At 74.7% G+C, this 22,154-nt stretch carries 24 protein-coding genes, 1 tRNA gene and 3 pseudogenes; 15 read left to right on the top strand and 13 right to left on the bottom strand.

Annotated features, from left to right (window positions below; genetic code table 11):
- The first annotated feature begins 21 nt into the window (after positions 1-21).
- From ACIP82_RS09830 to ACIP82_RS09815, 4 genes are all read left to right on the top strand, one after another.
- A complete protein-coding gene (locus ACIP82_RS09830) occupies positions 22-918 on the top strand; it encodes a neutral zinc metallopeptidase (protein ID WP_363606110.1) in 897 nt (298 codons plus the stop codon).
- Between the two features lie 109 nt (positions 919-1,027).
- The gene (locus ACIP82_RS09825; RefSeq protein ID WP_400652577.1) at positions 1,028-1,393 is read left to right on the top strand and encodes a hypothetical protein; all 366 of its coding nucleotides are present in this window, start codon (positions 1,028-1,030) and stop codon (positions 1,391-1,393) included.
- 304 nt (positions 1,394-1,697) lie between these two features.
- Entirely contained in the window at positions 1,698-1,901 is a 204-nt protein-coding gene (locus ACIP82_RS09820; RefSeq protein WP_042388274.1) for a cold-shock protein, read from the top strand.
- 253 nt (positions 1,902-2,154) lie between these two features.
- Entirely contained in the window at positions 2,155-2,526 is a 372-nt protein-coding gene (locus ACIP82_RS09815; protein ID WP_363606106.1) for a hypothetical protein, read from the top strand.
- A 147-nt stretch (positions 2,527-2,673) separates the two neighbouring features.
- On the opposite strand, the gene ACIP82_RS09810 is transcribed toward ACIP82_RS09815, so the two are convergent.
- Positions 2,674-3,216, bottom strand: coding sequence for an MOSC domain-containing protein (locus tag ACIP82_RS09810; protein WP_400652574.1), 543 nt, complete (start codon positions 3,214-3,216; stop codon positions 2,674-2,676).
- A gap of 385 nt (positions 3,217-3,601) precedes the next feature.
- Positions 3,602-3,811: pseudogene (locus tag ACIP82_RS09805) on the bottom strand (NUDIX domain-containing protein); the annotation flags it as partial.
- Positions 3,812-4,060: 249 nt separating this feature from the next.
- Here ACIP82_RS09805 and ACIP82_RS09800 point away from each other — a divergent pair.
- Positions 4,061-4,324 (top strand): annotated as a pseudogene (locus ACIP82_RS09800) (Scr1 family TA system antitoxin-like transcriptional regulator); the annotation flags it as partial.
- Positions 4,325-4,610: 286 nt separating this feature from the next.
- Here the strand turns inward: ACIP82_RS09800 and ACIP82_RS09795 are convergent.
- From ACIP82_RS09795 to ACIP82_RS09775, 5 genes and pseudogenes are all read right to left on the bottom strand, one after another.
- Positions 4,611-4,835 (bottom strand): hypothetical protein, encoded by a 225-nt coding sequence (locus ACIP82_RS09795; RefSeq protein ID WP_400652755.1) that lies wholly within the window; start codon positions 4,833-4,835, stop codon positions 4,611-4,613.
- Between the two features lie 5 nt (positions 4,836-4,840).
- Positions 4,841-5,215, bottom strand: coding sequence for a hypothetical protein (locus ACIP82_RS09790; protein ID WP_400652572.1), 375 nt, complete (start codon positions 5,213-5,215; stop codon positions 4,841-4,843).
- A gap of 270 nt (positions 5,216-5,485) precedes the next feature.
- On the bottom strand, positions 5,486-6,712 hold the full coding sequence (locus ACIP82_RS09785; protein ID WP_400652569.1) for a macrolide family glycosyltransferase: 1,227 nt from the start codon (positions 6,710-6,712) through the stop codon (positions 5,486-5,488).
- Positions 6,713-7,074: 362 nt separating this feature from the next.
- Entirely contained in the window at positions 7,075-7,752 is a 678-nt protein-coding gene (locus tag ACIP82_RS09780; RefSeq protein ID WP_400652566.1) for a hypothetical protein, read from the bottom strand.
- Positions 7,674-7,916, bottom strand: a pseudogene (locus tag ACIP82_RS09775) (helix-turn-helix domain-containing protein); the annotation flags it as partial. The pseudogene ACIP82_RS09775 and the gene ACIP82_RS09780, both read right to left, overlap by 79 nt.
- A 126-nt stretch (positions 7,917-8,042) precedes the next feature.
- Here ACIP82_RS09775 and ACIP82_RS09770 point away from each other — a divergent pair.
- From ACIP82_RS09770 to ACIP82_RS09760, 3 genes are all read left to right on the top strand, one after another.
- The gene (locus ACIP82_RS09770) at positions 8,043-8,471 is read left to right on the top strand and encodes a VOC family protein (RefSeq protein WP_400652563.1); all 429 of its coding nucleotides are present in this window, start codon (positions 8,043-8,045) and stop codon (positions 8,469-8,471) included.
- A gap of 314 nt (positions 8,472-8,785) precedes the next feature.
- Positions 8,786-8,977 (top strand): hypothetical protein, encoded by a 192-nt coding sequence (locus ACIP82_RS09765; protein ID WP_363606095.1) that lies wholly within the window; start codon positions 8,786-8,788, stop codon positions 8,975-8,977.
- 368 nt (positions 8,978-9,345) lie between these two features.
- A complete protein-coding gene (locus tag ACIP82_RS09760; RefSeq protein WP_363606093.1) occupies positions 9,346-10,059 on the top strand; it encodes a chitinase in 714 nt (237 codons plus the stop codon).
- A 74-nt stretch (positions 10,060-10,133) separates the two neighbouring features.
- On the opposite strand, the gene ACIP82_RS09755 is transcribed toward ACIP82_RS09760, so the two are convergent.
- On the bottom strand, positions 10,134-10,985 hold the full coding sequence (locus ACIP82_RS09755) for an isocitrate lyase/phosphoenolpyruvate mutase family protein (protein ID WP_363606091.1): 852 nt from the start codon (positions 10,983-10,985) through the stop codon (positions 10,134-10,136).
- 156 nt (positions 10,986-11,141) lie between these two features.
- Between ACIP82_RS09755 and ACIP82_RS09750 the strand changes: the two genes are divergently transcribed.
- Complete coding sequence (locus ACIP82_RS09750; RefSeq protein WP_363606089.1) at positions 11,142-11,693, top strand: hypothetical protein; 552 nt, start codon at positions 11,142-11,144, stop codon at positions 11,691-11,693.
- Positions 11,694-11,769: 76 nt separating this feature from the next.
- On the opposite strand, the gene ACIP82_RS09745 is transcribed toward ACIP82_RS09750, so the two are convergent.
- The 4 genes from ACIP82_RS09745 to ACIP82_RS09730 form a co-directional block, all read right to left on the bottom strand.
- Positions 11,770-12,099, bottom strand: coding sequence for a hypothetical protein (locus tag ACIP82_RS09745; protein ID WP_363606088.1), 330 nt, complete (start codon positions 12,097-12,099; stop codon positions 11,770-11,772).
- Between the two features lie 219 nt (positions 12,100-12,318).
- The gene (locus ACIP82_RS09740; protein ID WP_400652558.1) at positions 12,319-13,035 is read right to left on the bottom strand and encodes a hypothetical protein; all 717 of its coding nucleotides are present in this window, start codon (positions 13,033-13,035) and stop codon (positions 12,319-12,321) included.
- A 136-nt stretch (positions 13,036-13,171) separates the two neighbouring features.
- Positions 13,172-13,870 carry a histone deacetylase gene (locus tag ACIP82_RS09735; protein ID WP_400652556.1) on the bottom strand — a complete coding sequence of 233 codons (699 nt, stop codon included), beginning with the start codon at positions 13,868-13,870 and terminating at the stop codon, positions 13,172-13,174.
- A 40-nt stretch (positions 13,871-13,910) separates the two neighbouring features.
- The gene (locus ACIP82_RS09730) at positions 13,911-15,335 is read right to left on the bottom strand and encodes an FAD-dependent oxidoreductase (RefSeq protein WP_400652553.1); all 1,425 of its coding nucleotides are present in this window, start codon (positions 15,333-15,335) and stop codon (positions 13,911-13,913) included.
- 247 nt (positions 15,336-15,582) lie between these two features.
- Here ACIP82_RS09730 and ACIP82_RS09725 point away from each other — a divergent pair, with 247 nt between their 5' ends.
- The 3 genes from ACIP82_RS09725 (at position 15,583) to ACIP82_RS09715 (ending at position 18,016) form a co-directional block, all read left to right on the top strand.
- Positions 15,583-16,173, top strand: coding sequence for an isochorismatase family protein (locus ACIP82_RS09725; protein ID WP_400652550.1), 591 nt, complete (start codon positions 15,583-15,585; stop codon positions 16,171-16,173).
- A 77-nt stretch (positions 16,174-16,250) separates the two neighbouring features.
- Positions 16,251-16,781: a SigE family RNA polymerase sigma factor gene (locus tag ACIP82_RS09720; protein ID WP_400652547.1), complete on the top strand. Its 531-nt coding sequence runs from the start codon at positions 16,251-16,253 to the stop codon at positions 16,779-16,781.
- Between the two features lie 41 nt (positions 16,782-16,822).
- A complete protein-coding gene (locus ACIP82_RS09715; protein ID WP_400652545.1) occupies positions 16,823-18,016 on the top strand; it encodes a hypothetical protein in 1,194 nt (397 codons plus the stop codon).
- Positions 18,017-18,131: 115 nt separating this feature from the next.
- Here the strand turns inward: ACIP82_RS09715 and ACIP82_RS09710 are convergent.
- Positions 18,132-18,205: transfer RNA gene (locus ACIP82_RS09710), tRNA-Met, on the bottom strand.
- Positions 18,206-18,368: 163 nt separating this feature from the next.
- Between ACIP82_RS09710 and ACIP82_RS09705 the strand changes: the two genes are divergently transcribed.
- Genes ACIP82_RS09705 through ACIP82_RS09695 form a run of 3 tightly spaced genes read left to right on the top strand, consistent with a single transcriptional unit; the run spans position 18,369 to position 21,999 of the window.
- A complete protein-coding gene (locus ACIP82_RS09705) occupies positions 18,369-18,890 on the top strand; it encodes a (2Fe-2S)-binding protein (RefSeq protein WP_400652542.1) in 522 nt (173 codons plus the stop codon).
- The gene (locus tag ACIP82_RS09700) at positions 18,887-19,882 is read left to right on the top strand and encodes an FAD binding domain-containing protein (RefSeq protein ID WP_400652539.1); all 996 of its coding nucleotides are present in this window, start codon (positions 18,887-18,889) and stop codon (positions 19,880-19,882) included. Before ACIP82_RS09705 ends, ACIP82_RS09700 begins: the two co-directional genes overlap by 4 nt.
- Positions 19,879-21,999 (top strand): xanthine dehydrogenase family protein molybdopterin-binding subunit, encoded by a 2,121-nt coding sequence (locus ACIP82_RS09695; protein ID WP_400652537.1) that lies wholly within the window; start codon positions 19,879-19,881, stop codon positions 21,997-21,999. The genes ACIP82_RS09700 and ACIP82_RS09695 overlap by 4 nt, the downstream gene beginning before the upstream one ends.
- The last annotated feature ends 155 nt before the right edge of the window (positions 22,000-22,154 follow it).

Here is a 22,154-nt window from a genome sequence, read left to right as displayed (position 1 = left end):
GTCGCGCGAGGATGGGCAAGGATGCAGTTCGACGACCAGGGCGACCTCGACACCTCACAGGTCGACGACCGGCGCGGAATCCCCGGCGGGAAGATCGCCATCGGCGGCGGCGCCGTGGGCCTGATCGCGGTCCTGTTCGCCGTCCTGCTCGGCGTCGACCCCGCCGTCCTCGGCCTCACCGACGGCACCTCCGGCTCCGGCTCCGCCGCGGGACCCCGCACCGCCGGCGAGGTCCAGAAGACCTGCAAGAGCGGCGCCGACGCCAACCGCCGCCAGGACTGCCGCATCGTCGCCGTCACCAACAGCCTCCAGGACTACTGGCGCGCCGAACTGCCCCGCCACGGCACCGCCTACCGCCCCGCCGAGACCGTCCTGTTCACCGACCGGGTCTCCACCGCCTGCGGCCCGGCCACCTCCGCCGTCGGCCCCTTCTACTGCCCCGGCGACCGCAAGGCCTACGTCGACCTCGGCTTCTTCGACGAGCTCTCCACCCGCTTCGGCGCCCGCGGCGGCCCCTTCGCCGAGGCCTACGTCATCGCCCACGAGTACGGCCACCACATCCAGAACCTCACCGGCACCACCCAGAAGGTCGGCGGCGACCGCCAGGGCCAGAACAGCGCCTCCGTCAAACTCGAACTCCAGGCCGACTGCTACGCCGGCGTCTGGGCCCACCACGCCACCACCACCCCCCAGCCCTCCACCGGCCGGCCCCTGATCAGCGCCCTCACCGACCAGGACATCGCCCAGGGCCTCGACGCCGCGGCCGCCGTCGGCGACGACCGCATCCAGAAGCAGGCCACCGGCCGCGTCGACCCCGACACCTGGACCCACGGCTCCTCCGACCAGCGCAAGACCTGGTTCACCACCGGCTACCGCACCGGCGACATGGCCCGCTGCGACACCTTCGCCCAGCGCTGACCGACGCCGCCCACCCTGTCATCCGTCAGGGACCGCGGCCGCCCCGGCGCTCCTACGCTGCTGACGACCGGCCAGGTCAGGCCGGTCGTCACCAGCAAGGGAGACCCTCATGCGCAGGATCCTGCACGCCGCCGCCGCGCTCGCCCTCGCGACCGCCGCGATCACCGTCCTCACCGTCACCGGCGCCCAGGCCGCCGACGGCGGCTCCTGGGAGAACTGCCCCTACGGCGCCGTCTGCGTCTACCCCCAGGACTCGCCCGCCACCACCCCCACGGACGTCTTCTGGAGCTACGGCGCCCACAACCTCAGCAACCAGCACGGCAACCACTGGGTCCTCAACAACCAGTCCGGCGGCGCCCACGCCCACCTGTGCACCGGCTACAACGGCACCGGCTGCGGCTACGACATCCCCGCCCAGAACGGCGTCCACGCCGACCTCGGCCCGATCAACTCCATCACCCTCGACCGCCCCTGACCGGCCCGCGCCGCCAGGCCGGCACCCGGCCCGCCCCCCGACCCGGTCCCGCCGCCGGGGGGCGGCCGGGGCCGGGCGCCCCGCCCCGAAAAAAGAGGCCCCGGAAAATCCGCCGTTTCGCTTTGCCGCCTGCTACAGTCGTTCTTAGTTGCAGTTTTGGTTCCCATGAACTCTGTGTGCGCCTGCTGGTTGTAACGGCAGGCGCATTTTTGTTTCCCGGCTCTTCCCCGGGCGGGTCATCATAGCGGCGACACGGGACCTGCGAGGTGCGGGTTTCGGAATGCCCTTTGAAGGAGAATTTTTAATGGCTAATGGCACTGTGAAGTGGTTCAACGCGGAGAAGGGCTTCGGCTTCATCGAGCAGGAGGGTGGCGGCCCGGACGTCTTCGCCCACTACTCGAACATCAACGCCCAGGGCTTCCGTGAGCTGCTCGAGGGCCAGAAGGTCGAGTTCGACGTCACGCAGGGCCAGAAGGGCCCGCAGGCGGAGAACATTCGCCCGCTGTAGTTCCTGCCGCTGCACGGCTCTCGCCGGACAGCACGGGGCCCGTACCACGCGATCGCGCGGTACGGGCCCTTCGGCATACCCGGCCGGCCCCGCAGCCCGACCCCGCAGCCCGGTCCCGTGGCCCGGCCCCGCAGTCAGGTCCCGTGGCCCGGTCCCGCGGCCCGACCCCGTGGCCCGGTCCGGGCGCCGCGTCCCGGCGACACCCCTCCGGCGCCCCTGGCCCGGCGCAGGCCGCGACGGTTAGCCTGGCGGCATGTCCAAACCGGATCAGCTGCTCACCGATATCGCCACCATGGTGGAGTCCACCGGAAGCAACCAGATGCCCGTCACCGTGGTCGTCCCCGGCGCTGTCATCACCGGAAGGCTCGCCGCCGAGGCGGTGTGGCGCGAACGGGTCGCCGAGGTCCTCGAAGCCTCCGAGCACCTCAAACCCTTCGCAGCGCTGTTCACCGACCCCCCGGACGCCTCCTCGGCCACCACCGGGCCGGCGACCCATCTGCACCTGCACGTCGCCAAGATCCTTCAGGGCAGCTACGGCCTGCCCCACACCGGCGGCATGTACCGCATCGCGATCAAGGACGTCAGCAGCTGGAGCGTGGGGGACCTCAGCTACTCCGACCAGTGACCGGCGGCCGCCCTGCCCCTGCCCCTGCCCCTGCGCCCCGTCACCGGGACGGGGCGCAGGAGCGGTCCGCCAGGACGGGAGCACCACGGGCCCCGGACCGGTGACGCGCCCCCCGCCCCGGCCTGACGGCCTGCCCGGGGGAAGAGCTCAGACCCGGTCGAGGGGCCGGTGCGGCCCGTCCGGGAGCTCCACCGTGACCGCGTCGCCGGGACGCACCACGCCGCCCGCCCGGACGACGCCCATGATCCCGGCCTTACGCACGATATTCCCGGCCTCGTCACGGCCGACGACCTTCTTCAGCAGCCCGTCCCGGAACTTGTCGATCTGCAGGCAGGGACTGCGCAGACCGGTGACCTCCACGACCGCCTCGTCGCCGATGCGCAGCAGCGCCCCGACGGGCAGGCCGAGCAGGTCGACGCCCCTGGTGGTGATGTTCTCGCCGAGTTCGCCGGGCGCCACGTCGAATCCCTCCTCGCCGACTTCGGTGAAGAGCTCCTCGTGCATGAGGTGGACCTGACGCAGGTTCGGCCGGGTGGGGTCCTGCGCGACCCGCGAGCGGTGCCTGACCGTGACGCCGGCGTGCACGTCCCCCTCCACACCGAGCCCCGCGAGCAGCGTGATGCCGGCCCGGTTGGGTTTGGTGAACGAGTACTCGCCGCTGCTGCTGACGGCCGTTACCGTCCCGCTCATCCCGCGAACCCCCTCTTCGGCAGCGGTGGTCCGCCAAGAGCCTAGCCTGCGGTTCCCGGGGCACAGCGCCCGTGTTCGGTCGAGGTGTCCGGGCGGCGGGAGGCGGGGCTGTCGTCCGGCCGGGCGGCCGTTGACCAGGACGGGGGAGGCCCGGCTGGACAGCCTGGTGCCCAGCGCCGCCCGCGCCCTCCGGTTCCGGTCGGGGCGCAGGACCGCGTGCAGGTCGCCGGGGCCGACCCGCCGGTGTCCGCGCGGCCCGCTTCCGCGGACGGGCGGGACGGCGACCCGGGCCGCCTGCCGGCGGGTGAGGGTGCCGCCGTCGAAGACCAGGCCCAGGCCCCCCGGGACAGACGTCCGCGGGCACGAAGCCGGCCGTCAGCAGGCGGGTGACGGGACGGCCGAGCCCGGTCTCGACGCGCAGGCGGCGTGCGGCGGCCCCGTGGGGCGGTTCGTCGGGGTCGGCGCTGCCGCCGGGGAGGAACAGGCCGTCCTTGTGGTCCGGGTCCACCAGGAGCACACGGTCGTCCTCGTCGGTGACGAGAACGGAGGCATCCCGGTCGGCGGCCGGGCGGGCCGCGCAGGATACGGGTGCCACCGGACGTGCGGGACCGCATGGCCGCACTCCTGCGTGAGGGCATGTCCGGCTCCGGCAACGCGAGTTGGCGGCGGAGCGGGGTCTGGCGGCGCGGTGCGGCGGGCGGGGGCGCCGCCGCACGGGTCACGAGGCCGCGCGTTCGGCCAGCGCGGCGGGGTGCAGACGGGAGGCCCGGTTCCGCGCGGCGAGCTGCTCTGGTGGAGCCGGAAGAACGGGGCATTCATCGCAGGGTTCGCGGAGCACATCCCCATGGAACGCGAAGCCGTCTACGTCAGGCTGTCCGAGACGGACATGGCGCCGGGCATCCTCCAGCACCTCGACTACGCCACTGCTCACGAGTCCGGCACCGTCCGGCGCGGTGAAGCCGCCCCGGAACAGGCGGAGGATCGGCTCAGGTTCCTGACGACGCGACAGCGGAAGCCGGCTGATCCGACACCCGTCCATGTCGTCCTGGATGAAGGAGTTCTTCGCCGGCCGATCGGAGGGCCCGCGGTCATGGCCGAACAGCTCGGCCACCTTGAGGAGCCGACCGAGAGATCGCACATCATCATTCAGATCGCGCCCTACCGGCCTGCCGAGGAGCGCCCGGCTGTCGGACGCCGGCAGCCCCGAAGCCCCGCCCCCGGCACAGACAGTCGAACCAGCAGGCTTCCCGTTCACTGTCGCACAGCAACGCTCGACGGCGCCTGGGCGTTCATACGATCGGTTGCAGCGGCGCAGCCGGGTCGTGTGGCCCGGCTGCGCGACCCGGGTTCCTTCCTCTCGGCGTGCGCGACCCGGGTTCCTCTCGGCGTGCGCGTCAGCCGGTGGCAGCCGCCCGGTACGCCGCCAGGGCAGCCGGGAGGACGGCCTCCACGCCGGACAAAGGCTTCTGCGTCACCACCTTGTGCACCGCGAGGATCACGTCGCCCTCGCGGACGAAGGCCGTCTCGGTGATGAAGGGTTCCGGGTTGTCGGGGAAGGCCGAGGTGATCCGGAGCACCAGGCCGTCATCCGCCGGAACGCCGGCTTCTGCCGTGGACACGGCGTTCACCGTCGGGGAACCCCGACGGGGAGCGTGTCCGTGCAGGAGGCGCAGCGCTGCGCGGTGCTGCGGATGGCGGCCAGGACGGCGGCGGCCTGGCCGGGCGCGTAGCGGTCGAGCGACTCCTGGCCGAACCAGCCGAAGCCGTCCGCGTCGACGGAAGGCTTCTCCAGCCCCACCGCCACGTCCTCCAGGGGCCGGGCGCGGGCCGTCAGGAAGTGGCCGGGCGAGAGTCCCGGGCACGGCATCGACGCGATCGGGGCGCCGGAGGCCGGTGTGCCGGCCGTGGCGGAGTCGGTCTCGTCTGTCAGCAACTGGAATTCGGAGGGGAGCTGGCCGGCTGTCGGCAGACCTTCGCGCAGCCGGTCCTGCAGGGGCACCGCAGCGGGGGGCGTGCTGCCCGCGGCCTGTGCGGGCCAATGGTGCGAACAGGCCGACAGGCCCAGTACTGCCCCAACGGCGACGGCCGGCACGGCAGCACTTGGACGCACCGGATCATTCCCCCCCCGGCCTCATGATCCCCGCGCCCTCGCACATTCCGGAGGAGTATCTCCACCTTCGTGACGGCCGGACCGTCCGCTCGCGGCAGCCGGCCCGGCCTCGAGAGGCGCTCGAAGCCGGGCCGGCGGCAATCCCCGGTCGGACCCGCCTCAGCGGGCGGCGGCCTCCGCGCCGTTCGCCGCCTGCCCGGCGGCCTCCGCGAGGCTCAACTCCTCCTCGATGAGATCGGCCGCCCGCCGCGTACCGCCCTCGGCTCGCGTCTGCGCACGCAGCTGCGCCAGGCGGCGGGCCACCTCCGGATCCGCGACGAGCTCCGTCAGCGCTGCCAGCAGCGTTTCCCCCGTCGCCTCCGCTGTGTCGATCCGGCGGGCCACGCCCAGTTCCACCAGCCGGTCGGCGTTGGTGAACTGGTCGACGGCCTGTGGGACGGCGATCATCGGCACGCCGGTGTACAGGCCCTCGCTGCTGCCGCCCATGCCCGCATGGGTGACGAACGCGTCCGCCTGTTCCAGCACCGCCAGTTGAGGCACCCAGGAGTGCACCTCGACGTTGGCCGGGATCTTTCCCAGTTCCTTCGGACCGGTGTACTTGCCGATCTGGAGGACGACGTGCCAGCCGGGCAGGTCCCCGTAGGCCGCCAGACACTGGCGGTAGAACTCCGGCCGGCGTGTGAACGAGGACCCCAGCGAGACCAGCAGCACCTTCTCCGCGCCGGCCGGACGCTCCCAGCGGCTTTCCCCCGCCCGCCCGGCGAAGCAGGGGCCGACGAAGGTCACCACCTCGGTGTCGACCCGGTCCGCGTTCGGCTGCATGGCCCGTGGAACCGTCGCCAGCACCCGCGCGGGGCGGCCCAGGAAGTCGGCCGCGTCCGTGGTGGCCGCCCCGTTCTCGGCGAGCCAGCGCGCGCCCTTCGCCAGGAAGGCCTCCGCGCCCGGCAGTTGCCACAGCTGTGCTTCGACTTCCTGCTTGTGGCCGTCCCAGGCCACATAGGTCGGGGACAGCTGGACGATCGGCCTGCCCTGTGACTCCGCGAGGACGCGTGCGACGTAGCCGCCGATGTCGTACAGGTAGAGGTCCGGGCGATCGTCGTCGTAGGCGGCGCGCAGTTGCGGGAGCGCCTGGACGGCGTCGTCGAGGAAGACGTCCATCGCGCCGATGGGGTCCTCGGGCCAGGCGTTGTCGTCGACCGGCAGGCTTGAGCGGTACGGCACGAACTCGGCGCCGGTGGCCGAGATCAGGTCGGCCACCGCCGAGTCGTTGGCGTACGTCACCCGGTGCCCGCGAGCCACCAGCTCGCGGATGATCTCAAGGCTCGGAAGGACGTGGCTGACGGCCGGGATGCCGACCATCGCGATATGGGCACGGCGACGGGTCATGGAAGATCGAACTCCACTTCGGGTCTGCGGCGAAAGGGAATTGGCGCAGCGCCGCGTGAAACCGTCCCGCCGGCCGAGCCTGTCGCGGGAGGGCGCGCGGGTGCGCGGCACGGGATCGGGGCACTGCCCCGCCCGGCGTCAGCCGTAGATCTGGAAGAAAAGCCACATGGCCCGGAACCCTAGCCCGGCCGGTTTCCCGGCGCATCCGCTTTTCCGCGTCGCGTTCCCCGTCCGCGGAGCCCGCGGACGCCACCGGCGGCCACCACGCCGGGCCCTCGGCATGCCCCGCGACCACACCCGCACAGCAGAACACCGCCAACGCCGTCAACCCGGCTTGGCGGAGCCCGGCCGAAACGCGCGGGCTAGTGGTCCGGGGGCCGGGCGAGCAGTTCGCCGGTGGCGGTGTCGGCCGCCGTCTGGGCGAGCAGCAGCACCCCGGGCTCGGCCACCGGGCGCAGCAGGGAGAACGTCAGCCGCAGCACGTGCGCGGCGTCCCCGGTGTCCGTCACCTCGACCGTGGTGGGCCGGAAGTCGGCGACCGTGCGGCACTGCCACCAGTGCGCGGCGTCGGGCCGCTCCCGGTGGAGGAGCCGGACGATCTCCGAGGCCCTGGGGTCGTCCGGGACGTGGCCGACGGCGGTGCGGAACTGCTCGTACAGGCCGCGCAGCAGCGGTTCCCGGTCGGCGATCCGGTAGCGGCCGCCGGGCCCGGCGGCGAGTTGCAGCAGCAGGTTGCGCCGCTCGTCGGGGAGCTCGCCGGGATCGCCCCACAGGCGGCGGTGGGCCGCGTTGCCCGCCAGGATGTCGAACCGCTCGTCCATGACCAGCGCCGGGGTGGCGTGCCAGCTGCCGACGAGCGCCAGCGTCTGCGGCCCGGCCCCGGCCCGTTCCGGCCGCCCGGCCAGCGGGGGAGCGGGGGAGCGGGCAGGAACCCGGCCAGCGCCAGGGCGTGCCGGTGGGCGTCCGGGTCCATCCGCAGCGCCCGGCAGACCGCGTCGATGACCTGCCGCGACGTGGCCACACGCCCCTGCTCCAGCCACGTGTACCAGGCGACGCTGACGCCGGCCAGCGCGGCGACCTCCTCGCGCCGCAGCCCCGGGGCACGGCGCCGGCCGCCGCTGCCGAGGCCGACGTCCTGCGGGCCCACCTGCGCCCGCGCGGCCCGCAGATGGGCACCGAGCTCACGGCGCAGCGACACGTCCATGCCCCGATCCTACGAGGCCGCTCCTACGAGGCCGCTCCTGCGGGGGCCGGGGCTGTTCCTATGAGCAGGGCTCACCCCATGAACGGTGGCCTGCCCCGGCCGGGCGGGGCGCGCGAGGCTGACGGCATGACAGCAGAACAGCAGACACCCCTGGTGTGGCGGCGGCGCAACGACTCCTCCCACCTGACCGAACCCCGCGTCCTCGTCCGGGTCTTCCTGCGGCCCGACGGCCTCGACGAGGGCATCGCCTTCTACGAGCGGCTCCAGGGCACCGAGACGGACGCCAGGTTCTCCTTCGGCCCCCTGCGGCTGGCCACCGTCGGCGCGTTCCTCCTCATCTCGGGCACGGAGGAGGACCTGCGGCCCTTCCGCGCCACGGCCGGCACGCTGCTGGTGGACGACGTGCAGCCGTACTACGACCGGCTCGTCGCCGAGGGCGCGCAGATCACCTTCCCGCTCCAGAAGGTCCCCACCGGTGCCGGCTTCAACGCCCGCCACCCCGACGGCACGGAGGTCGAGTACGTCCACCACCGCCCCACCGCCCAGGGCGACTGAGGACCGGTGCGCCCCCGCACGCCGCCGGTGTGCGGGGGCCCGGACCCCCGTCCCCCGGAAGCCGGGTGACGCCCCGGACCGGCCCGCCGTGCCCACGCGCACCCCTTCGCCGGGCGGCGGCCCGCGCCGGTCCTGGCCGGAACGGTCCGGGGACGTTTCCGTCCACCGGAGAACCCTTCCGGAGGGCCGGAGCCGCGACGAAGCTGGTACTCGCCACCAGGGAGCACCGCCCGGGAGGCACACCGGACGAAGCGTCACCGCGGGACGCGAGCACCGGAATCCACCGCCACGTCGCATCCGAAGGGGATACCACCGTGTTCCGTACCACCATCGCCAGGGCCGCCGCGGTCACCACCCTCGCCCTCGCCCTCGCCGGCCTGGTCCCCGCCCTCGCCGCCGCCGAGGCAGCCCCGGACCGGCCCGCCACCACCACCGCCACCACCGCCGTGCCGACCCCGGCCCCGACCGCCACGCCGCTCCCGCCCGGCGACATGATCTGGGGCTGACCACCCGCCCCGGCCGCACCCCCCACCGCACCCCCCGCCGCCCCGCCGACCGCTGCTCCTGCAGGGCAGCCGTCCCCGCGGACCTCCGGTTCCGGCCCCGGCGGCCCCGGCGGCCCCGGCGGCCGCGGTTCCACCGGCGCCGCGATCCGCACCTGCCGCCGGGCGGCGGCCGGGTGGCGGGAGCCCGCGCACGCCCCGACCCGTCGTCAACCCGGCGACCGGTCCTTCAGCGAAAGAGTGGTTTCGCTCAGACTTCCCCGGCACCCGGGAAATCCGCGCGACGATTGCCCCGGTGTTTCGCCCCCGAATCACCGGAGCGTCCGTCAGGTGAACCCACGCGGCACGTCCGCGCCGCCGGAGGAGTGAAGATGTCCGCATTCCGCGTCCTTGCCGCCATGACCTCGGCCGCCGTCACGGGTGCGCTGGCCCTGGCCGCCCCGACGGCCGCCTCGGCCGCCGCCGGCACATTCGTGGTCAGCCAGGCCCAGTTCAACCAGATGTTCCCGAACCGCAATTCCTTCTACACCTACCAGGGCCTGACCGACGCGCTGAGCGCCTACCCCGGCTTCGCCGCCACCGGCGGCGACACGGTCCGCAAGCGCGAGGCGGCGGCCTTCCTCGCCAACGTGAGCCACGAGACCGGCGGCCTGAAGTACATCGTCGAGCAGAACACCGCCAACTACCCGCACTACTGCGACACTTCGCAGCCGTACGGCTGCCCGGCCGGGCAGAGCGCCTACTACGGGCGCGGCCCGCTGCAGCTGAGCTGGAACTACAACTACAAGGCCGCCGGCGACGCCCTGCACATCGACCTGCTGAACAACCCGTACCTGGTGGAGAGGGACGCCGCCGTCTCCTGGAAGACCGGCCTGTGGTTCTGGAACACCCAGAAGGGCGCCGGCACGATGACCCCGCACGACGCGATGGTCAACAACAGGGGCTTCGGCGAGACGATCCGCAGCATCAACGGCGCCCTGGAGTGCAACGGCAACAACCCCGGCGAGCGCCAGGACCGCATCAACCTCTACCAGAACTTCGCCGGCGTCCTCGGCACCGACGCCGGCGGCAACCTGTCCTGCTGACCGGGCCGCGCCCCTCTCCTCCGCACCGCCCGTACCGCCCGCTGCCCGCCGCCGGCCCCGGTCCCGACCGCGGGTCAGCGGCGGGGCTCCGCCAGCAGCAGCGCGTTGAGCTCGCCGTAGGCGAGCCCGCCCTCCAGGGCCCGGCAGGTGCCGTCGGTGAGCAGCTCCCGGGCGGCGCGCGCGACCAGCCCGTACGCCGCCTCCGCGATCGAGGACCCGGCGCTGACGCGGGCGACGCCCAGCGCCGCGAGCGCGGACACGGCCCAACCCCCGGGGCCGGCCAGGACGTTCACCGGAACGGGCACCGCCTCCGTGAGCGCCGTGACGGCCGCCGCGTCCGGCGTGCCGAGCACGAACACCCCGTCGGCGCCGGCCGCCACGTAGGCCTCCGCCCTGGCCAGGGTCTCCCTCCGCCACACCGAGGGGTCACCGCCCGGCAGACGGTGGGTGTCGATCCGGGCGTTGACGAACAGCGGCACACCGGCGCCGTCCGCGGCGCCGCGGGCCGCCGCGATCCGCTCGCACTGCTCCCGGACGGGGCGCAGCGGGTCGGGGCCCGAGCGGAGCGAGTCCTCCAGGTTGATGCCGACGGCTCCGGCGGCGAGGACACCGCGCACGGTCTCGGCCACCCCGGCGGGGGCGGACGCGTAGCCGCTCTCGACATCGGCCGTCACGGGAACGTCGACCGCGGCGGCGACCCGGGCGACCAGGCCGAGGCCCAGGTCCCGGTCCAGGCGGTCGCCGTCGCCGTGGCCCAGGGCCCACGCGACGCCCGCACTGGTGGTGGCGACCGCGGCGGCGCCGGCCTGCGCCACGATCCGCGCGGAGGCGACGTCCCAGGCGTTGGGCAGCACCAGGGGCCGGCCGGGGACGTGCAGCGAGCGGAACAGCAGGGCCTTGTCGCGAAGCGTCGTCATGCCGGTCATTCCACCAGAACGGGACGGCGCGCGGCCGCCCGGGCGGTCCGCCGGCGCCGGCCCGCCGCGAGTCCTCCCGCGCCAGGGCGAACTCCACTCCCGGCCACGCCCGTTGACGCCGTACCCGGTGCGGGACGGTGCCCGGCCGCCGCGTACGCTGCCCGCATGTCCTCCGCCGACGCGTACCGCCAGGACCTGTCCCCGCTGGAAGTCCGGCTCAGGCCCTGGGGCTTCGCCCCTGTTCTGCTGGGCTTGTCCTTCCCGGTCCTGCTCTCCCTGCGGCTGCTGCTCGATCCCTCCAGCGGCCTCTCCTTCCCGCTGGGGTGCGCCACCCTCGCGTTCGGTGCGGGGGGTGCGGTCTTCGTGCTGACCGTGCGCCGTCGCCTGCGGGCCATGGGCTGCCTGGTGCGTCTGGATGCCGAAGGGGTCACCGTCCACGGCCGGCGCACCGTCCCCTGGCCGGACCTGAGCGAGGTCCGCTGGGGCCCCGGCGGCGGCCGGCGGCCGGCCGCCGTGGTCTTCGTCGCCCGGCCGGGCGTCACACTGCCCGCGCTGCCGTCGGTCCTGCCCTTCTCCCGGCCCGCGGCCCGGGCGGCCGCCCTGACCCGGCGGTTCGGCAGCCCCCTGGTCATCCTGCCGGGCGGCCTGGACACCACCGCGCCCCGGATACTCGCCGGTGTGCAGCGCCTCAGCGACGTGCCGCTGAGCACGGACTGAACCAGCCCCGCCCGCCTGCGCGTGCGGCACACCCATTGGCGTGCGCGACCGGTCAGGCGGTCAGGCGGTCAGGTGGTCAGCCGGACGAGGGCAGGGCCGACGGCTGCTGGAGGCAGGCCTGGGCGCGGCCGAGATCGCGGCGGGCGTGGGAGAGGTGCCAGTGCTGCAGGACGTGGGCGGCGCCGAAGAGCCGCGCGCAGGCGTCGAGACGGTGTGCGGCGCTCTCCAGCAGGACGGCCGCCGCCTGCATGCGCTCGTCGTTGTGCCGGGCCCGCCAGGCGGCGAGCTCGTGGGCCAGTTCGGCGAGTTCGCCCGTACCCGGATCCTCCGGAACGGGCGCGCCCCACCAGGCGAGCTGCTCGCCGAGGTGTTCCAACAGACGCTGGCGTGTTGCCGTCTCCCGCATCCTGGTGCCCCCGCGCTTTCCCGTACCCCCTCGGGGGCCCGTTCGGACTCCCGGCTGTGATCATCCCTCATCGGGCGGCCGTTCATGCGTGTTTTCGCGAACCCGACCCGACCGGGGGACACCGGGCCCTTCGCCCGGGGCCGGATCCGCGCGGGCACGGTGAGGCCGATGTGGCGTACGCCGTACGGCAGTTCGAGGACGGCGTCGGGCCGCGGCCGGTCACGGCCCGGGGCGGCGCCAGGCGGCGGCCGTGCGCCTGGTGGCGGTCAGCGCGGCGTAGCCCGTCGCCGCGTAGGCGAGCAGAACGAGGCCGACCAGCCAGAAGTACCCGGCGTCGGACCAGGAATGGCCGGAACCGAAGAGCTGGACGAGGGCCGCGACGACCGTGGCGAAGACGGCGATGAGCACGACCGGAGCCGCGCAGAGCACGGGCACGAGAGCCGCCAGCAGACCGAGCAGCGGCACGGCGCCGCCGTCGCTCCTGAGCACGAGGACGTAGGCGAGCAGCGCGAGAGCGGCGCACGTCAGCGTGTAGTACGGGCTCCAGCCCTCCCACCGGACGATCTCGTCGAAACCGCCGCCCGCGTCGTCGCTGAAGTTCGCGGCGAGGACGCAGGCGAACACGTGCGTCGTGTACAGCCAGGCGGCCTGGAGGCAGAGCACCGCCAGGCTCGCGCAGGAAGCCAGGATCCGCCGGGGGACGGGGACTTGGCGCACGTGCCGGATGCTGAAGCGCGCCGCGGCCAGTACCGTGCGGCCCGTGCGCCGGGTGGCCCGGTAGGTGCCGCGCCCCCACTGGTAGCACGTTCCGGCGGCGATCACCGCGATGAGGAACGACGCGACGGCGCCGGGGCCGAAGACGAGGTTCACGAGGCGGACCAGGGCGTCCGACAACTGCGGCAGATCGATGCCCTGGCTCTCGGCAAGGGTGGTCACCGGGTCGTTCTCCAACGGGGTGTCAGGCGGTGCGGAGCCTGACAGTGTAGGACCCGGCCCCCGGGCCGGGGAAACCGGGACCGGCACGGCCGTTCCGGTTCAGGGGCACGGCTCCTCCCGGCCGCGGGGGCCGTGGTCAGGGGTTGCGCGCGGCCTCCTCCAGGGCCGCGAGGACACCGGCCGGGGTCCAGTGCCCGGCGGCGCCGGGGCGGGTGGCCAGGTAGCCGGCGGCCCGTCGCGGGCTCCAGCCGTGGGCCTCGGCGAGGCCGGCGGCGAGGTGGCGGAGGTAGGCGGGGGAGGGCGGGCTGAGGTCGGCGCCGTCCAGCCGCCACGGCGCGGTGAGGGTCAGGACGGGCAGGCCGCCGAGGGTGCCGGGGCACACGAGCGTCTCGTACCGGCCGGGGCCGAACCGGTCGCGGCCGGTGCCGAGCACGGGTGCCAGGTCGAGGTCGGCGCCCGGCTCCCGGCGCATCTCCTGGGCGGCGATGTCACTGAGCTGCCCGGTGGTGACCAGATAGGCGCGGGCGGGCATCCGGCCGGGCCCGTCAGGGTCGTAGAAGGCCATCCCGCCGGTCCACACGAGCGACTCCAGGGCGAAGTACAGCAGCCCGGGCAGCAGCACCGGAGCCGTCCGTTCGGGCGGCCGGGTGTCCCGGCACCCGGGATACGTCCGGGCGCCGCCCGCGGGCCGGCCGCCGCGCAGGTAGCAGGCCAGCCGGCCGGCGTGCATGTTCGAGCCGTAGGCGGCGTACCAGACCCGGCCGCGGGCCCCGGCTCCCGCGGCCGGACCCGTCGGGCCGGCCGGCCGGCCGAGGGTCCGTCGTGTGTCGTCCATGGCGCACGACGGTATCCAGCGGCCCCCGGGCGGGCCACGGTCACCGCGCGGCGCCCGGCCGGTGGCCGCTCGCGGTGTTCAGGGCCTCCCAGCCGCTCAGCTTCACCCGGTCGCCCCGGCCGAGGACGGCCGCGCTCCGGTGCTCGCTCTCGTCGATGCCGAGCCACTCGGCGTAGGTCACCGGACGCACGCCGCGGGCGGCCAGCTGGTCGGCCAGCGGCGGCGCGGCCGGATCCGGCCGGTGCGCCGGCACCGCGCCCGGGGCCCGGTCGGCGAGCAGGGCGCGGACCGTCTGCGCGGCGTCGGCCCTGTTGGTCCCGATCACCCCAAAGGGCCCGCGCTTGAGCCAGCCGACGACGTACTCGCCCGGCCGCGGCCGGCCGTCGGCGTCCAGCACCCGCCCCTCGGCGTTGGGCACCACGGCGCGCCGCGCGTCGAAGGGCACCCCGGCCAGCGGGACGGACCGGTAGCCGACCGAACGCAGGACCAGCTGCACGGGGAGCACCTCGTACACGCCGGTACCGACGGCCCGGCCCGGCTCCGCCGGCACGGTCCGCTCCAGGCGCAGCGCGCTCACCCGGCCGGTGCCGAGGATCTCCACCGGCCGGCGCCAGAACCGCACCGACACCCGCCGGGGCCCGCCCCGCCGCTCCCGGCCGGCCCAGTCCGCGAGCACGGCCAGGTTGCCCCGCACCCGGCGGTCCGGCGCCGCGGGGCCGCCGGCGTCCCCGGCCGGGGCGTCCCCGTCGAGTTCGCCGCGCGCCGCCTCGACGGTGACGTCGACGCCCGGCAGCTCGCCGAGCTCGCGCAGCTCCCTGGTGGTGAAGCGGGCCTGGGCGGGCCCGCGGCGGCTGATGACGTGCACCTCCTCGACCCGGCTGGCCGCCAGGGCCGCGAGCACCGGCTCCGGCACGTCGGTGGCGCCGAAGTCGGCGGCCGGGCGGGCCAGCACCCGCGCCACGTCCAGGGCCACGTTGCCGGCCCCGATCACCGCGACCGCCCGGGCGCCGAGGCCGAACATCGCCGGGTCGACGTCCGGATGCCCGCAGTACCAGCGGACGAAGTCGGCGGCCGCGGCACTGCCCGGCAGGTCCTCGCCGGGCACCCCCAGCGTCCGGTCCCGGGCCGCGCCGGTCGCGTACACCACCGCGTCGTAGCAGGAGAGCAGCATCTCGCGGGTCACCTCCCCGCCCAGGCGCAGGCCGCCGAGGAACCGCACCCGCGGGTGTTCGAGCACCCGCCGCAGGTAGTCCGCGATCGACCTGATCGACGGGTGGTCGGGGGCGACGCCGTAGCGCACCAGCCCGTAGGGGGTGGGCAGCCGCTCCAGCACGTCCACCGCGACGTACGCGGCCTGCTGGACCAGCGCCTCGGCCGTGTAGAGGCCGGCCGGACCCGAGCCGACCACCGCCACCCGCAGGCACGGCGCCCCCTGGGCCCGGGGCGGGCACGGGAGAGCTGTCATGGCCTCCTCCTCCCGCCGCGGCCGTGAACGCCGCGCCCGCGCGGGCGCGGCAGGCGGGCGGCCGGATGCGGAGGGCCGGGTACGGACGGGTCGGATCGACGGGCGCCGTCGCCTCCATCGTCGCACCCGCCCCGGCCGCCCCGCACCGGAGCGGTCGGCCGGGTGAATGAGCGGGCCGTCGTGCGCCCGCCCGCGGCGGCGGGGGCACGGATGGGGCGAAGGGTTCCCACGAAAGAAAGGCCCTACCGTGAGCCGCGCACTGATCGTCGTCGATGTGCAGAAGGACTTCTGCGAGGGAGGAAGCGTCCCGGTCGGGGGAGGAGCGGACCGGGCCGCCGCCATCGCCCGCCTGGTCCGGCGCTCGGCCGGCCACCGGTACGCGCACGTCGTCGCGACCCGCGACCACCACATCGACCCGGGCAGCCACTTCTCCGACCACCCGGACTTCCAGAACTCCTTCCCCGCGCACTGCGTGGCCGGCACCGAGGGAAGCGCCTTCCACCCGGACTTCGCGCCCGTCGTCCCCGAGGCCGTCGACGAGGTCTTCTACAAGGGGGCGCACTCCGCCTCCAAGAGCGGCTTCGAAGGCGCGGCCGAAGACGGCACGTCCCTGGCGGACTGGCTGCGCGCGCGGGGCGTCGGCAAGGTCGACGTCGTCGGCATCGCCACCGACAACTGTGTGAAGGCCACCGCGCTGGACGGCGTACGGGCCGGCTTCGCCGTCCACGTCCTGCTCGACTACACGGCCGGGATCGCCGCCGACAGCACCGACCGCGCGATCACCGAACTGCGCCGGGCGGGCGTCGTGCTGAGCGGCGAACCCGTCGTCCTCGGCTGAGCCCGCCCGCACCGCGGTCATCCCGCCGTCCATGGGCGGGCTGTGACGCGATCGCACCGCCACCGCGTTGGAAGGGCATGAGGCACACGACGGAGCACGACCCGGCCCCCGACCGGCCGGCGGACTTCCTGGAGTTCGCCGCCGGGCGCGGTCCACACCTGGTGAGAACGGCGTTCCTGCTCACCGGCGGCGACGCCCATCTGGCGGAGGACCTGGCCCAGGAGACGCTGGGCCGGATGTTCGCCAGGTGGCGCACCGTCTCGCGGCTGGCGAACCCGGCCGGCTACGCGCAGACCACCCTGGTCAACACCTTCCTCACGCACAAGCGGCGCCAGAGCAGCGGCGAGCACGTCACCGACACGTTCTCCGAGACGCCGGTCAGCGACGCCGACCCGCTCCTGCGGCTGACGCTGCTCCGCGCGCTCGCCCAACTCCCGCCCCAGGACCGGGCGGTGCTGGTGCTCCGGTTCTGGGAGGACCGCAGCGTGGAGGAGACGGCGGCGGCCCTGAAACTGCGGGCGGGCGCGGTCCGCACCCGCAGCGGACGGGCACTGGAGCGGCTGCGCTCCGTACTCGGCACCGAACTCGCAGAACTGGCCACGAAGTGACGCCGAACCCGTCCGGACCCCAGCCCGAGGAGAGCCGCACCATGCCGTACGAGGACGATCTCGCCAACGCCCTGCGCGGGGCGGCCGAGCTGGCCCCTCGGCCGCACCTGGCCGCGTTCGCCGCCGGTGCCGCCGCCCGTGGCCGGGTGATCCGCCGGCGCCGGCGCGCCGCCGTGCTGGCCGTGTCCACGGGGATGGTCCTGCTCGCACTGACCGCCGCCGCCGTGCTCCCGGGCGGTGGTGGCGGCGGCGTCGCTCCGGCCGGCGAGCAGCCGATCACCGGCGCCTTCATGGAACGGACCGTCCGCACGCTGCTGCCGCCCGGGACGGTGTCCGACGCCCACGGCGCGGGCCTGGGGGAGGTCCAGCCGCCACAAGCCGGCCCCCAGGTGGTCTTCGTGTTCGACGACGGCCACGGCCCCACCCGGCTCAGCCTGACCACCGAACGGGTGGCCCTGCCGGTCGACGCGAGCACCGAGGGCACCGAGTGCATGACGGGGGACCAGCCGGGCGAGTGCGAGCGCACGGTCCGCCCCGACGGGACGATCGTCCTGGTGCAGTCGGCCACCGGGCGGCCGGGGTCGGCGGACCGCACCCGGACCGTCCTCGCCACCGGACCGGACGGACGCCGCATCCGCCTGGACGCCGTCGCCGGCGCTCCCGGACAGACGGCCACCGCGACGGACATCTCCATCACCGTGCCGCAGATGGTCGCGATCGTCACCAGCGGCGACTGGGACCCGGTGTTCGGCGCACTGGTCGCCCCGAAGTACCCCAAGACCGCCTTCTCCGGCCTCCCGGCGGCCAGGATCGCCGAGACCGCCGTCGCCCTGCTGCCCCAAGGCGTGACGGCCACCGTCCCCGAAGGCCGGTTCGGCGACGGCCAGTCGGATCTGACGCTGGCCGGCCGGGACCGCCAGGCCCACCTCGGACTCACCGCGCAGCGCGGCGCCGTCATCACCCGGGAGGCCTTCGAGTCGAGCGTCGATCCGAACTCCCGCGTCCGCACCGCTGACGGGACCTCGGTGGTCCGCCGCGAGGTACAGGCGGACTCGGACGAGAACGGCCCGGTGCTCTCCTGGGCCGTCGAGGCCCTCCACCCGGACGGCACCCGGGTGAGCGCCGTTCAGACCGCCCCCGGCGTCTGGCCGGACGTCCCGCCGCTGCCCGGACGCGAGGTGCTGACCATGGACCAACTGGTCACCCTGACGGCCTCCCCGACCTGGCGCGGCTGACACCTCCCCACCGGGGGCCGGGCACCCGATGACGGACCACCGGCCCCCGCGGAGCGCTCGCACGGACGAACAGCGACGGGCCCGGCACACTGTGTGCGCCGGGCCCGTCGTTTCGTAGCGGGGACAGGATTTGAACCTGCGACCTCTGGGTTATGAGCCCAGCGAGCTACCGAGCTGCTCCACCCCGCGTCGGTAACCACGACAGTACGGCACACGCCGCGCATTACCTAACGGGATCCGGACCACACGCCCACGAAGACCGGGAAACCGGCAAACCGGGCGGCTGCGGCGAACCGGTGGTCCTGCCGGCCCACGGGCGTCCGCCCCGCCCACGGGTGGAATGCCTGGGCGCATGAACGCCACCGACACCGCGCCGACCAGCAGCGCCATCACCCTGACGGTCAACGGCCGCACGCACACCCCGACCGTGGACCACCGCTCCACCCTGCTGGACGTGCTGCGTGAACAACTCGGCCTCACCGGCGCCAAGAAGGGCTGCGACCACGGCCAGTGCGGCGCCTGCACCGTGCTGCTCGAAGAACGCCGGGTCAACAGCTGCCTGCTGCTGGCCGTCGCACAGGACGGCGCCGCCGTCACCACCGTCGAAGGCCTGGCCGGCCCCGACGGGCCACACCCCCTGCAACGGGCGTTCGTCGAGGAGGACGCCCTCCAGTGCGGCTTCTGCACCCCCGGCCAGCTCTGCTCGGCCGCCGGCCTGCCGGCGGAGACCACCGCCGGGGCCGACCCGGCCGACGAGGCGACGATCCGCGACCTGCTCAGCGGCAACATCTGCCGCTGCGGCGCCTACCCCGGAATCATCCGCGCCGTACAGCGCGTACTGGCCGCCCGGACCGCCCCGCAGGCCCACGCATGAGGCCCCTCGGCTACACCAGGGCGACGGACGTGGCCTCCGCCGTCGCGCTGCTGGCCGCCGACCCGGGCGCCCGGGCCCTGGCCGGCGGCACCAACCTCGTCGACCTGATGAAACTCGGCGTCGAACGGCCCGCCCGCCTGGTGGACATCGCCCGCCTCCCGCTCGACCGGACCGAGGAGACACCCCGGGGCGGCCTGCGGATCGGCGCGACCGTCCGCAACACCGACCTCGCCGCCCACCCCCTGGTCCGCGACCGCTACCCGGCGCTCGCCCAGGCCCTGCTCGCCGGCGCCAGCGGCCAGCTGCGCAACATGGCCACCACCGGAGGCAACCTGCTCCAGCGCACCCGCTGCCTCTACTTCCAGGACATCACCAAACCCTGCAACAAACGGCGGCCGGGCTCCGGCTGCCCCGCCCGCACCGGCGTCCACCGGGACCTCGCGGTCCTGGGCACCTCCGAGCACTGCGTGGCCACCCACCCCTCCGACCTCGCGGTGGCCCTCGCCCTGCTGGACGCCGTCGTCCACCTCACCGGCCCGGACGGCGACCGCACACTGCCGCTCACCGCCCTCCACCGCCTGCCCGGCGACACCCCCGAACGCGACACCGAACTGGCACCCGCCGAACTGATCACCGCCGTCGAACTGCCGCCACCGCCCGCCGGCGCCCGCTCGGCCTACCGCAAGGTCCGCGACCGCGCCTCCTTCGCCTTCGCGACCACCTCGCTCGCCGTCCTGCTGGCACTGCGCGACGGACGGGTCGAAACGGTCCGGCTCGCCTTCGGCGGCCTGGCCCCCAAACCGTGGCGGGCCCTGACCGCCGAGGCCGCGCTCCGCGGCCGGCCCGCCACCGCCGCCGAGTTCGCCCAGGCCGTGGACGCCGAACTCGCCCCCGCCCGCCCGCTGCCCGACAACGCGTTCAAAGTACCGCTGGCCCGGCGCCTCGCCGTACGCGAACTGACCCGCCTCGCCCGGGAACAGGAGGACCGATGAGCACCGCCGCCACCCGCCTGGAGGCCTGGGAGAAGGTCACCGGCACCGCCCGCTACGCCGGCGACCACCACCCCCGGGCACTGGCACACGCCTGGCCGGTACCGGCCACCGTCGCCCGCGGCGACATCACCGCCCTCCGCACCGAGGCCGCGCTCGCGACACCCGGCGTCCTCGCCGTCCTCACCCACCGCAACGCCCCCGCACTCGCCCTCCCCGAAGACGGCGACCCCACCCTGCTCGTCCTCCAGTCCCCGCGGATCGCGCACCGCGGCCAGGTCGCCGCCCTGGTCGTCGCCGAGACCCCGCAGGACGCCCGCGCCGGCGCCGCCGCCATCGAGATCACCTACACCGCCGAACCGCACGACGTCGTCCTGACCGAGGACCACCCGGGCCTCTACACCCCCGAGACCGCCAACGGCGGCGACCCCGCCGTCCGCGAACGCGGCGACTTCGACACCGCCTACCGGCAGGCACCCGTACGGATCGACCGCACCTACCGCGTCGGCCCCCTGCACAACCACCCGATGGAACCGCACACCGCCACCGCCCACTGGACGGACGGACGGCTGACCGTCCACGACTCCAGCCAGGGCACCACCACCGTCCAGGAGACGCTCGCCGCACTCTTCGGCCTCACCCCCGCGGACGTCCTGGTGACCAGCGAACACGTCGGCGGCGGCTTCGGCAGCAAAGGCACCACCCGCCCGCACGTGGTCCTGGCCGCCATGGCCGCCCGCCACACCGGCCGGCCGGTCCGCCTCGCACTGCCCCGCGCCCACCTCACCGCCCTCACCGGACACCGCGCACCCACCCTGCACCGGATCCGCCTCGGCGCCACCGACCACGGCGAACTCACCGCCCTCGCCCACGAAGTGACCACCCGCTCCTCCACAGTCCAGGAGTTCGTCGAACAGGCCGCCGTCCCCGCCCGCATCATGTACACCTCCCCGCACAGCCGCACCACCCACCGGGTCGTACGCCAGGACGTCCCGACCCCCTCCTGGATGCGCGCACCCGGCGAAGCACCGGGCATGTTCGCCCTGGAAAGCGCCATCGACGAACTCGCCGAGGCCTGCGGCACGGACCCGGTCGACCTGCGCATCCGCAACGAACCCGCCCTCGAACCCGACAGCGACCGCCCCTTCAGCAGCCGCCACCTGGTCGAATGCCTGCGCGAAGGCGCCCGCCGCTTCGACTGGCCGCGCCTGCGCGCCCACGGCCCCCGCCAGGACGGACGATGGCTCCTCGGCACCGGAGTCGCCGCCTCGACCTTCCCCGTCCTGGTCTTCCCCTCCACCGCCGAGGCCGTCGCCCTCCCCGACGGCGGCTACCTGCTGCGCACCAACGCCACCGACATCGGCACCGGCGCCCGCACCGTCCTCGCCCAGATCGCCGCCGAGGCCCTCGACGCCCCCGTCGCACGGGTGTCCGTCGACATCGGGCGCAGCGACCTGCCGCGAGCCTCCGTGGCGGGCGGCTCCTCGGGCACCTCCTCCTGGGGATGGGCCGTCCACGAGGCGTGCGCCGGACTGCGCCGCGCGCTGGCCGCCCGGGGCCCGGGGCCGCTGCCCGCCGGGGGCGTGCGGTTCCGGGCGGACACCACCGAAGCCGTCCGGGCCGGCAGCGAGTTCGCACGGCACGCGTTCGGCGCGCAGTTCGCACAGGTGGCGGTGGACGCGGACACCGGGGAGGTGCGGGTGCGCCGGCTGCTCGGGGTGTTCGCGGCCGGCCGGATCCTCAACGAGCACACCGCCCGCTCGCAGCTCACCGGCGGAATGATCATGGGGATCTCGATGGCCCTGCTCGAACACAGCACCATGGACCCGGAGTTCGGCGACCACGCGGAACGCGACCTCGCCTCGTACCATGTGGCCGTCAACGCCGACGTGCCCGTGGTCGAGGCGTACTGGGTCGAGGAACGGGACACCCGGCTGAACCCCATGGGATCCAAGGGAATCGGCGAGATCGGCATCGTCGGCACCGCCGCCGCCGTGGCGAACGCCGTCCACCACGCCACCGGCGTCCGGATCAGGACGCTGCCGGTACGCCCCGAGCTTCTGCTCCCGCACCTGCCGGGCCAGCCGAGTCAGATGACCGGGGCCGGCCCGCACGGGTAGGCGCAGCACGGTGGTCCAGGACATCGCGTCGCGTTGGCCGTACCCCGGGTCGGCGCCGGGCCGTCGGGGAGCATCAGGCTCCCCGACGCCTCGCTGTCGCTATGCGCCGGCAAGGTCGTGGATGACCCGCTCGGTGGAGTCGAGTGCGGGGGACA

The sequence above is a fragment of the Kitasatospora sp. NPDC088548 genome, assembly GCF_044753005.1.
In the GTDB taxonomy this organism is placed as follows: domain Bacteria; phylum Actinomycetota; class Actinomycetes; order Streptomycetales; family Streptomycetaceae; genus Kitasatospora.
This window is presented reverse-complemented; position numbering and strand designations above follow the sequence as displayed.